At 41.5% G+C, this 11,736-nt stretch carries 9 protein-coding genes; 6 read left to right on the forward strand and 3 right to left on the reverse strand.

Annotation, left to right across the window (positions count from 1 at the left end):
* Position 1 precedes the first annotated feature (1 nt).
* From TOL5_RS19675 to TOL5_RS19700, 6 genes are all read left to right on the forward strand, one after another.
* Complete coding sequence (locus TOL5_RS19675) at positions 2-367, forward strand: Na+/H+ antiporter subunit C (protein WP_004825361.1); 366 nt, start codon at positions 2-4, stop codon at positions 365-367.
* Positions 367-2,166: a monovalent cation/H+ antiporter subunit D gene (locus TOL5_RS19680; RefSeq protein WP_004825363.1), complete on the forward strand. Its 1,800-nt coding sequence runs from the start codon at positions 367-369 to the stop codon at positions 2,164-2,166. The genes TOL5_RS19675 and TOL5_RS19680 overlap by 1 nt, the downstream gene beginning before the upstream one ends.
* Positions 2,167-2,688 carry a Na+/H+ antiporter subunit E gene (locus tag TOL5_RS19685; protein ID WP_005034327.1) on the forward strand — a complete coding sequence of 174 codons (522 nt, stop codon included), beginning with the start codon at positions 2,167-2,169 and terminating at the stop codon, positions 2,686-2,688. It abuts the gene before it with no gap.
* Positions 2,685-2,960 (forward strand): monovalent cation/H+ antiporter subunit F, encoded by a 276-nt coding sequence (locus TOL5_RS19690; RefSeq protein WP_121774351.1) that lies wholly within the window; start codon positions 2,685-2,687, stop codon positions 2,958-2,960. The genes TOL5_RS19685 and TOL5_RS19690 overlap by 4 nt, the downstream gene beginning before the upstream one ends.
* 23 nt (positions 2,961-2,983) lie before the next feature.
* A complete protein-coding gene (locus TOL5_RS19695; protein WP_121774357.1) occupies positions 2,984-3,364 on the forward strand; it encodes a Na+/H+ antiporter subunit G in 381 nt (126 codons plus the stop codon).
* A gap of 245 nt (positions 3,365-3,609) precedes the next feature.
* Entirely contained in the window at positions 3,610-4,236 is a 627-nt protein-coding gene (locus tag TOL5_RS19700) for a riboflavin synthase (RefSeq protein ID WP_004825370.1), read from the forward strand.
* Between the two features lie 45 nt (positions 4,237-4,281).
* On the opposite strand, the gene TOL5_RS19705 is transcribed toward TOL5_RS19700, so the two are convergent.
* From TOL5_RS19705 to gltB, 3 genes are all read right to left on the reverse strand, one after another.
* Positions 4,282-5,172 (reverse strand): metal-dependent hydrolase, encoded by an 891-nt coding sequence (locus TOL5_RS19705; RefSeq protein WP_004825372.1) that lies wholly within the window; start codon positions 5,170-5,172, stop codon positions 4,282-4,284.
* Positions 5,173-5,472: 300 nt separating this feature from the next.
* A complete protein-coding gene (locus TOL5_RS19710; RefSeq protein ID WP_004825375.1) occupies positions 5,473-6,894 on the reverse strand; it encodes an FAD-dependent oxidoreductase in 1,422 nt (473 codons plus the stop codon).
* A gap of 89 nt (positions 6,895-6,983) precedes the next feature.
* On the reverse strand, positions 6,984-11,459 hold the full coding sequence (gene gltB / locus TOL5_RS19715) for a glutamate synthase large subunit (protein WP_009587183.1): 4,476 nt from the start codon (positions 11,457-11,459) through the stop codon (positions 6,984-6,986).
* Positions 11,460-11,736: the final 277 nt, after the last annotated feature.

An 11,736-nucleotide genomic window follows, 5' to 3' on the forward strand; every position in this document is an offset into this window, starting at 1 on the left:
CATGATCAGTTTAGAATTTTTAATTGCATCTGCGATTGGATTATTGGTTGCCTCTGGTATTTACCTTATTCTTCGAGCTCGTACCTTTCCTGTTGTACTTGGATTGGCAATGATTGGCTATGCCGTGAATATTTTTCTATTCGCAATGGGAAGAATACAAATCAGCTCACCTGCCATTCTCATTCAGGCAACAAAAGTCACTGATCCTTTACCACAAGCGTTGGTACTCACAGCAATTGTGATTGGCTTTGCGACCACAGCTTTTATTGTGCAATTGGCATTGCGTAGCCGATATGAATCGGGTACTGACCATGTCGATGCAAAAGAGGAACCAAGTAGTTTTGACCCACGTGAGGATGAGCCGTAATGAGCAGCTTTTTAGATTTTTGGTATGCTCACTCTCCGATTATGAGTGTGTTGATTCCAGCATTTACTGGTTTCTTACTCATTTTACTGGGCAATCCTGGTTCTGGGGCTTTAAAACATGATTGGCGGCAGCCTTGGCGTCGTGGTCTGAGTTTAGTTTCTATTGTTCTCGGACTTGCGACTGCTATTGCTTATCTGCTTCAAGCCAATACTGGAAAAATATTTGTTTATCAATTGGCTGAATGGTCCGCACCATTTGGTATTGTCTTGGTGCTTGATCGTTTATCCGCATTAATGTTGGTGCTTACCTACGCGCTTGCAACCCCAATTTTATGGTTTGCCAGTAAGGAATGGGATGAGCGTGGTCGCTACTTCCATGCCATGTTCCATCTATTGCTGATGGGATTAAGTGGTGCATTTTTAACAGGTGATTTATTCAACCTCTTCGTGTTCTTTGAAATATTGTTAATGGCGTCTTATGTATTGCTATTACATGGTCAAGGCAAAGCACGTTTTCAACTTGGTATACATTACGTCACGATTAACCTACTTGCTTCTGCCCTGTTCTTGATTGGATTAGGGATGATTTATGGCAGTGTGGGCAGTTTAAATATGGCAGATGTAGGACGATTGTTACCGACTTTAGACAACGATCAACATCGACTAGCCGTAGCGGGTGGTTTACTGCTGTTCGTGGTCTTTGGAATTAAGGCAGCCATGTTACCTGTCGGTTTTTGGCTACCAAAAACTTATGCTGTCGCAACAACACCTGTTGCTGCCATTTTTACGATTATGACCAAAGTCGGTGTGTATGCGATTTTACGCGTTAATGGCACAGTATTTAATGATGCTTTAGCTGCACATTTTCTTCAAACATGGTTACTGCCGATTGGTTTACTGACTTCACTTTATGGGGTCATTGGAGCGCTGGCTGCAGAGCGTTTGCGTCGTTTCGTCGGCTTTATGATACTGTCTTCGATTGGCACAATCTTAGTTGCTATTGCAATGCTGAATACACAAGCATGGTCGGCAGGTTTATATTATCTTGTACATAGTACTGTGATTGCAGCATCGTTCTACTTAGTGTGTGGCTGGATTACTTCACAACGTGGTGCAATGAAAGATCACCTCAAAGTTGCACCTAAAATGAAGCAAGACAAAGTATTGGCAATGACATTCTTTGTGATTGCATTGATGATGGCTGGCTTACCGCCATTTAGTGGCTTTTTAGGCAAGGTTTTGATTTTGCAAGCCACTGCAAATATGGCAGCGCAAGGCTGGATTATTGCGGTGATTTTAATCGTCAGCCTATTGAGTATTATTGCTTTTACCCGCGTCGGATTCATTCTGTTTTGGCGTGCAACTGCACCTGAAAATAATCCTAAAGAAGAGGCTTATGCTGCTTATCAAGCTTTGCCAAATCAAGCACCGCCACGCAACGATAAAACGATTTATCTGCTATTGGCAGGTTTAATTGCCTATGTCGTCTGTGCCGCACCGATTTTAAATTATGTTGAAAAAACAGCAGCACAAATTACTGATGCCTCTTTGTATCAACATGGTATTTTAAAAACTGATGAACAAGGACAAACCATTAGTGTCCAACCGTTCGATCCAAACTATGTTCCTGAAACCAAATACAATGGTGAAATGGTCGATCCAAACGCGCATTATATTCCTTATATTATTAGCCCAGATACGCTACAAGGTGAACATATCTCCGAGTATAAGCAACGTCAAATCAAAGGACAGGAACAGCAGCATACGGAAAATAATCAACTGAAGCCAATGGAGCAATAAATGCAAAATCAATCATTATTGACCCGTATAGTGCCACATCCCTTTGTATCGGTGATTGTGGCAATGAGTTGGCTGATGCTGAATCATAGCGCTGAAAGTTTTGACATTGTGGTTGCAATCGCTCTAGGCTTGATTATTCCCAAATTGATCCAACCCTTTATTGTTTGCACCCCGAATATTCATTGGAAAAGTGCAATTCAATTATTCTTTGTAGTGCTATGGGACATTATCATCAGTAATATTAAAGTCGCAAAACAGGTTTTGGGACCCACAAAAAATCTCCAACCGAAGTGGTTTCGGATTCCTTTAGACACTGATCATGAACACGTCAATACCCTGTTGGCAATGATTATTACCACCACCCCCGGAACTGTCAGTGCGGGGATAGATCAAGAGCGTGGTGACATTTTGGTTCATGCCTTAAGTTGTGATGATGTGGATGCTGAAATCCAAGCGATTAAAGCACGCTATGAAGTCCCGTTAATCGAGATATTTGACCTTCAACAAGGAGAACGCTCATGAGTATCCTGCCTTATGCGTTAGGCATCTGCCTCGTTGCTGTCACGCTCTCTATGTTGCTGTGTTTAATCCGTTTGGTGATGGGACCTTCGATTGTAGATCGCTTATTGGCACTAGATACCTTGTTTTTAAATGCGACCTGCTTAATCGTTATTTTGGGGATTTACTGGGCCAGCACCTCGATGTTTGAAGGTGCACTTTTGGTCTCCATGCTTGGCTTTGTTTCAACTGCAGCTCTGGCTCGCTATTTTACAACGGGTCATGTTATTGATTAAGGAGGACGATCATGGAAAATAATATGCAACTCATCATGGAAATTATCGTTTCATTCTTCCTCATCATTGGTGCATTTTTTACTTTGGTGGGTGGTATCGGGATAGTCAAACTGCCTGACTTATTTATGCGACTTCATGCACCCACAAAATCCAGTACTTTAGGTTTAGGCAGCTTTCTGCTTGCAGGTATGATTTATGCCGCATTCAATAGTCGTTTAGGTTTTGCAGAACTGCTCATTACCTTATTGGCTTTTATTACAGCACCTGTATCTGCAAACTTAATTGCGCAAGCCGCAATCCATTTACGACTCCGTTCTACCTCTGGCGATGTTCCTGAAGCAATCAATCGCCCTTTACCTTGGCAACGTCAGAAAATCATCAAACAATTTAAGGAGGATATTTAATCCACCTTGAGCTTAAAAGCAGTGTTAAAGATTCAGTTTTAACACTGCCTCATACCGCGCCTTAACACAAGAACTCTCAGTAAATGAAGTCACATTTCAAGATAATTGACTTAATATTAACAAGGCAATACTAAGTCTTCTAAAATAAGAAATTAGAACACTACTCCACATAAATTTAAAATTCAACGCTATGCCAATGCAGTGAAACATGTACAATAAAATCAGCTTAATAAATGAGATTGAGTATGTATACTGGCATTGTTCAAGGCTTAGAAAAAGTGGTCAATATCCGACATAGCGATCACTTTACAACCCTTTATATTTCCAATGAAAATCACTTTTTCGACGATATATTTATTGGAGCAAGTGTTGCAATTGATGGAACATGCTTAACCGCAACAGGTTATGATACCGTGTTACATACGGTGTCATTTGATGTCTCAGCACTCACCACATCGCTGACCACACTACAATTTTTAAACATTGGCGATCAAGTCAATATCGAAAGGTCGATTAAAGCTGGAATGGAAAATGGTGGACACAATCTTTATGGACATATTGAAGGTATGGCAACCATTAAAGATGTTATCCATACAGGTGAGACTGTACATATTGATCTTGTCATCCCTGATGAAAATATCAAATACTTCTTTAAAAAAGGTTTTATTGGGCTGCAAGGTTGTAGCCTAACCGTCAATCGAGTTGATCGACAAAGCAATGAAATATCCGTGGATTTAATTCCAGAAACCTTAAGATTGACCACCTTTAAACATGTCCAAATCGGTGGAAAACTCAATTATGAAATCGACCAAATGACCCGTACTATGGTGGATACTTTAGAAAGTATCCATCAACGTCTCAATGAAAAATAAAAAAAGCCAATATAGATCATTGGCTTTTCAAGTGCTAATCAATCTTTAACTATACAATGGTGGATGAACTTCTTCTTGGAAACTTTCCATTCCATAATCATCCGCCAACTTTTCCTTCCAATAAGCAACAATCTTTGAATAATCAATTTCATCTGGATGAAAATCAGCTTTGTAATAAGACAAATATTCTGGAATCAATGAAATCAGCATCTTAGAAATCATATAAATTCCAAAAATATTTTGTGGTACTTTCGGCAAACTTTTTTTCCAGTCTTGCATAAACAAACGTGTTGCAGAATAGAACGTTAAACTTGCAAAACCTGTGGTTACATTGCGCATGACTGTACGACGAGTACGGTCATCCTTATAAATCGCCTGATATACATCAAAAGCCACTGAACGATGCTCGATTTCCTCAATGGCATGCCATACCCAAAGTTTGACCGCATCATCATCCAATGTACTTAAAACTTCAGGATGCCGCAAAATATAGCCTCCCAACAAGGCAGTAAAGTGTTCAAAAGCAGCAGTGACTGCAAGCTGTAATTTTGGATGTACACTTTTTATAAATGCATCGCGGCGCGCTAACCATGCTTGAAAACTATCGAGGTTATAATCATCACGACGCCATGCATCATTGAATTCTGTATGCGCTTTGGAATGCATCGCTTCTTGCCCAATGAATGCAGCGATTTGTGCCTGTAATTTTTCATCTGTAATTTTGTCACGCACATTGCGGACACTATGCACAAAGAATTGCTCACCAATTGGAAAAGTCGAAGATAATGCCGTGAGTAAGTGTGACATCACGGGTGAATTCGCAAAAAAATGTCTACGAATGGCTTTAGGGTTAAAGCTTGGTTTACGGACTTTAATACCAATAGCTTTAGGACGATTTAGATATGATTTTTCTGCCGTCACTTGAACTGTTGACATCGGTCTAATCCTACATTTATCTGAATTTAACCTATATTGGCACAATCTCAATATTTGTATATTGCAGAATCATTCATCAAGTAGCAAAAATGCTCACTATGTCAAAAAAGCCAGATAAACATTGATAAAAACCTTTTTGAAATATGGGATAAAAATTTAAAAATCAATAAATTAGGATAAAAATAAAGCTTTTATAATGATTTATATTTTGTCACTAAAACCTACAAAGTTCCGACAAAAACAAAGCCTGCGATGACGCAGGCTTTGGAAATGGGTCTTTGAATGTTGAGCGTTTAAAAATCAAACATCAAGGTAATCCAAAATACCTTCCGCTGCTTCACGACCTTCCCAGATTGCGGTCACAACCAAGTCAGAACCACGAACCATATCACCGCCTGCAAAGATTTTTGGGTTAGAGGTTTGGAATTTAAATTCTTGCTTTTCAGCAGCAAGTACTCGACCAGAACCATCTAAATCTATGTTTGCGCCTGCAAACCAATCCGCTGGAGAAGTACGGAAACCAAAAGCAAGCAATACAGCATCTGCTGGTAAAACTTCTTCAGAACCCGGAATCGGTTCAGGGCTACGACGACCACGGCTATCTGGCTGGCTGAGTTGAGTCGTTACAAATTTAACACCTGTCACTTTACCATTTTCGCCTACGATTTCAATCGGTTGACGATTGAATTGGAATTCCACACCTTCCTCACGCGCATTCTTCACTTCACGGCGAGAACCTGGCATGTTTTCTTCATCACGACGGTAAGCACAAGTGACCGTTTCAGCACCTTGACGGATTGAAGTACGGTTACAGTCCATCGCAGTATCACCACCGCCAAGAACGATGACTTTTTTGCCCTGAACGCTGATGTATTCAGATGGATCTTTTTCCCAGCCTTGTGTACGATTTACATTGGCGATCAAGAAATCCAGCGCATCATAAACGCCATCAAAATCTTCACCTGCAAAGCCGCCTTTCATGTAGGTATATGTTCCCATACCCATGAATACAGCGTCATAGTCTGCAAGTAATTGGTCAATGGTGATGTCTGTACCAATTTCAGTATTCAAGCGGAATTCAACGCCCATACCTGTGAAGATCTCACGGCGGCGTTTCATTACATCCTTTTCCATTTTGAATTCTGGAATACCAAATGTAAGTAAACCACCGATTTCAGGACGTTTATCAAAAACAACAGGTTTTACCCCATTACGTACCAAAATATCTGCACAACCTAAACCGGCTGGACCTGCACCAATAATTGCAACTTTTTTGTCGGTCCATTTTACTGAGGACATATCTGGACGCCAGCCTAAAGCAAAAGCCGTATCGTTGATATATTTTTCCGCATTACCAATGGTTACAGCACCAAAACCATCGTTTAAGGTACAAGCACCCTCACATAAACGATCTTGTGGGCAAACACGACCACAGACTTCAGGCAATGTATTGGTTTGATGGCAAAGCTCTGCAGCTTGGAAAATACGCCCTTCTGCAATCAGCTTTAACCAGTTTGGAATATAGTTATGTACAGGACATTTCCATTCACAATACGGGTTACCACAGCCTAAACAACGGTGGGTTTGGTTTGCTGCCACTTCCGCTGTAAAAGGTTTATAAATTTCCACAAACTCTGCTTTGCGGACATTAATATCTTTTTTCTCTGGATCTTGGCGTGCTACATCCAGAAATTGAAAGTCATTATTTAGGCGCTCTGCCATGTCTCTCTCCGTGGGTGAGCGTGGATAACTTTTTCACTTGTGTATATCTGTGAAGTTATCCACACCTACCTAAAATATGAGTAGTGGAATTATTGTGGATCTGCTTGAGTTGTCTTCAAAAGCGTTTGCAAATTAGCAGCTTTTGGTTTCACTAGCCAGAATTTACGGCTATAGAAATCAAACTCGTTGCGGATCTTGTACGCCCAAGCACTACCTGTTTCAGCAATATGTTCATCTAAGATGCGAAGTAAGAATTCTTGATGTTCTTCCATCGCTTCTGTAGAAATACGGTTTAACTCAATTAATTCGTGGTTGTAGTAATCGACGAAGTCATTGTCCAAGTCAAGTACATAAGCAAAACCACCAGTCATACCTGCGCCAAAGTTGTGACCAACTTTGCCGAGCACAGTCACGATACCGCCAGTCATATATTCACAGCAATGGTCGCCAGCGCCTTCGATAACAGCAAATGCGCCAGAGTTACGTACAGCGAAACGCTCACCTGCTGTACCTGCTGCAAATAATTTACCGCCTGTCGCACCATACAAACATGTATTACCAATAATCGCTGTTTCTTGGGTTTGGAATGGTGAACCTTTTGGTGGGAAGATCGAAACTCGACCACCTGCCATACCTTTACCAACATAATCGTTTGCATCACCTTCAAGGCTAATATGCAAACCACCCGCATTCCAAACACCCAATGATTGTCCTGCTGTACCGGTTAAATTCACTTTAACTGGGTGTGCTTCCATACCCAAGTTGCCATAACGTTTTGCGATTTCACCAGACAAACGCGCACCAATCGAACGGTCACAATTACCCACAGTGAAATGGAACGCACCACCAGTACTTGCTTCAATTGCAGGTAACATTTCAGCCACCATTTTCTCAGCAAGGATACCTTTATCAAACGGCTCGTTGCCTTGCACTTGGCAATATTGTGCTTTCCCTTCCGCAGATGGATGCGATTCTAACAATGCACTCAGGTCTAAGTGCGCATGTTTTTCTGTTTCACCTGGCAACATTTCCAACAGATCAGTACGACCAATCAAGTCTTTTAATGATGCTACACCGAGTGCTGCCAACCATTCACGAGTTTCTTCCGCAATAAAGTGGAAGAAATTAATCAGCATTTCTGGCTCGCCAATATAATGCTCTTGACGTAAATGATCTTGTTGCGTTGCAACACCTGTTGCACAGTTGTTCAAATGACAAATACGCAGGTATTTACAACCTAAAGCGATCATTGGTGTTGAACCGAAACCGAAGCTTTCCGCACCTAAAATTGCTGCTTTTACAACATCTAGCCCCGTTTTCAAACCGCCATCTGTTTGTACACGAACTTTGCCACGTAAATCATTGACACGAAGTGCTTGATGCGCTTCAGAAAGACCCAATTCCCATGGTGAACCTGCATGATGAATTGAAGATAATGGCGAAGCAGCTGTACCACCGTCATAACCCGAAATAGTAATGAAGTCAGCATATGCCTTAGCAACACCAGCAGCAATTGTACCTACGCCAGGCTCTGAAACCAGTTTCACCGAAACCATCGCTTGAGGATTGACTTGTTTTAAGTCAAAAATCAATTGTGATAAATCTTCGATTGAATAAATATCATGGTGTGGTGGTGGAGAAATCAAGGTCACACCAGGCACTGAGTAACGTAAACGAGCAATTAGACCATTCACTTTACCGCCAGGTAACTGACCACCTTCGCCCGGTTTCGCACCTTGGGCTACTTTAATCTGCAAAACTTCAGCCGATGTTAAATATGCAGGTGTTACACCAAAACGACCAGAAGCAATCTGCTTAATTTTAGAGTTACGGATCGTGCCATAACGTGCAGGATCTTCACCGCCCTCGCCAGAGTTTGAACGACCGCCAATAGTGTTCATTGCAATTGCAATCGCTTCATGCGCTTCAGGAGATAAAGCACCTAAAGACATACCTGCTGAGTCAAATCGCGGTAAAATTTCTTCAACCGATTCAACTGCTTCTAATGGAATAGAATGCTCAGTTTTCAGTTTTAATAAGTCGCGAATTGTAGCAATTGGACGTGTATTCACTAACTCAGCATATTCTTTAAAGTCAGCATAGTTTCCAGAACGTACTGCTTTATGCAAAGCATTGATTACGTCTGGATTGAATGCGTGATATTCTTTATCAAATACAAATTTGAGTAAGCCACCTTGGTCAATCGGTTTACGCGATTTCCAAGCTGTTTCCGCTAATTTTTTCTGATCATTTTCAAGATCAGTGAATGTTGCACCTTTAATACGGCTTGGTACACCTGTGAAACACTTATTCACGACTTCATCAGACAAACCAACGGCTTCAAACAACTGACCACCACGGTAAGATGCAACTGTAGAAATCCCCATCTTAGACAAAACTTTGAGTAAGCCTTTCTCAATGCCTTTACGGAAATTTGCCTGTGCATGGATTGGATCGCCCAATAACTCACCTTTTGCAATCAAGTCATTGATTACATCATATGCAAGATATGGGTAGATCGCCGTAGCACCGAAACCTAAGATCACCGCAAACTGATGTGGATCGCGTGCTAAAGCAGTTTCAACAATAATGTTGGCATCGGTACGCAAACCTGCATTAATCAGGAAATGATGGATTGCACCTGTTACCATAGCAGAATTGGCAGGCAGATAACCCTGACGGATTTTCTTGTCTGAAATTACCAATAAAGTTTTGCCATCACGAATCGCCTGTGCAGATTCTTCACAGATTCTGCTGATCGCAGCTTCAAGACCTTCCGTTTCAGGATAGTTCAAATCAATATCTGCAATTTCATAACCTTTACGACCCAAGGTACGAATCTGATGCATTTTAGAGTTTGACAAGACAGGGCTTGAAATAATCAAGCGATCTGCATGTTCAGGACCTTGTTCAAATACATTTTGCTCACGCCCCATACATGTTTCTAACGACATCACGATAGATTCACGCAGTGGGTCAATAGGTGGATTGGTGACTTGGGCAAATTGCTGACGGAAGTAATCCGTGACATGGCGAACCTGACGTGACAACACAGCCATAGGAGTGTCATCTCCCATAGAACCCACAGCTTCCTGACCGCTTTCCGCAATTGGACGTAATAGTTGGTCACGCTCTTCAAAGGTCACCATAAACATTTTTTGCGCTGCTTTTAGGTCATCGCCTTTTAAGCCTTGATCGCATAAATATTCTTCAAGTTCTGGGCTACCTTGCACACGAACTGAGTTTTCACGCAACCATTCACGATATGGACGCATTTTTTTCAGATGATTACTGACATCTTTAGTATCCAGCATTTTGCCTGTGAATGTATCAATCACAAGAATTTGCCCCGGACCTACACGACCTTTGGATACCACATCTTCAGGTTCATAGCCCCATACACCAATTTCTGATGCCAATGTAATATAGCCATTTTTAGTGATCACCCAACGCGCAGGACGTAATCCATTACGGTCAAGCATACAAATCGCATGGCGACCATCTTGAATCACTAGACCTGCAGGGCCATCCCATGCTTCCATATGCTTTGAGTTGAACTCATAAAATGCACGTAAATCCGCATCTAAAGTTTCAACGTTTTGCCAAGCAGGTGGTACCAACATGCGCAATGCACGGAATAAGTCCATACCACCGCCAACAAGAAGCTCAAGCATGTTGTCCATACTTGACGAATCTGAGCCTGTCCGATTTACAATCGGATTAAGCTCTGTGATCCCTGGCAATAAAGGATTTTCGAACTTTGGTGTACGTGCTACAGCCCAGTTACGGTTTGCTGTAATGGTATTGATTTCACCATTATGTGCCAAATAACGGAAAGGCTGTGCCAATGGCCAACGAGGCAAAGTATTGGTAGAGAAACGTTGATGGAAAACAACGATATGTGAATCCAAACGTTCATCAGCAAGATCTGTGTAGAATTCTGCAATATATGCAGGCATCATCAAACCTTTATAGCTGATTACAGTAGAGCACAATGTAGTGACATAGAAATACGGGTCAGCAGTCAGCTGTTGTTCAGCACGACGACGTGCCATAAGTAACTTACGGTTAAACTCAACCTCAGTTACGCCCATTGGGCAGTTGACAAAAATTTGTTCGAACGCAGGCAAAGACTGCATTGCAATTGAACCCAATGCATCATTATTTGTGGGAATAACACGCCAGCCAATCACACGACAACCTTCATCCTCAATTTCTTTAGTGAGAATCTTTTTCGCATGCGCTGCAAGAGCAGGATCTAAGTTTAAGAATACTGTACCGACTGCAAATACTTCACTCAGTGTAATGTCACTAATTTTCTTTGCTTCTTCACGAAAAAATGCTTTCGGCATAGCCAAGAGTAAACCACAACCATCACCGGTCTTACCATCTGCGGCAATACCACCTCGGTGTGTCATACAACTTAGACTATGAATCGCGGTCTTGACTAAATCATGACTCGCATCACCCTGCATATGGGCAATCAAGCCGAAACCACAGTTATCTTTAAACTCATCCGGTTGGTATAAACCTTGAGCGGGAGCTACAGTATTAGGCGATGGCATGTGCATAGCGTACCCTTCTTTCTACATAGGCCCATGAGGGCGAAAAACATTCAAACACTCAATTACGATTTTTAAGTATTTTCGTATACCAAGTAAACACTTAGTCTAAATCGAATACCAGTCCGTTTTTTACTTTAATTGCAAAATTGTTTTACAGCTTTCGCACTGAAATAAAGCACCAATCATGACTTAAAATCGCACACCAACTAAATCATTTCGCTCCAAAATAGGGACAATCAACTCAATTAGCGCAACAATAAAGCAAAACATATGCCAG

Source organism: Acinetobacter sp. Tol 5 (assembly GCF_019702905.1).
Lineage (GTDB): Bacteria > Pseudomonadota > Gammaproteobacteria > Pseudomonadales > Moraxellaceae > Acinetobacter > Acinetobacter bereziniae.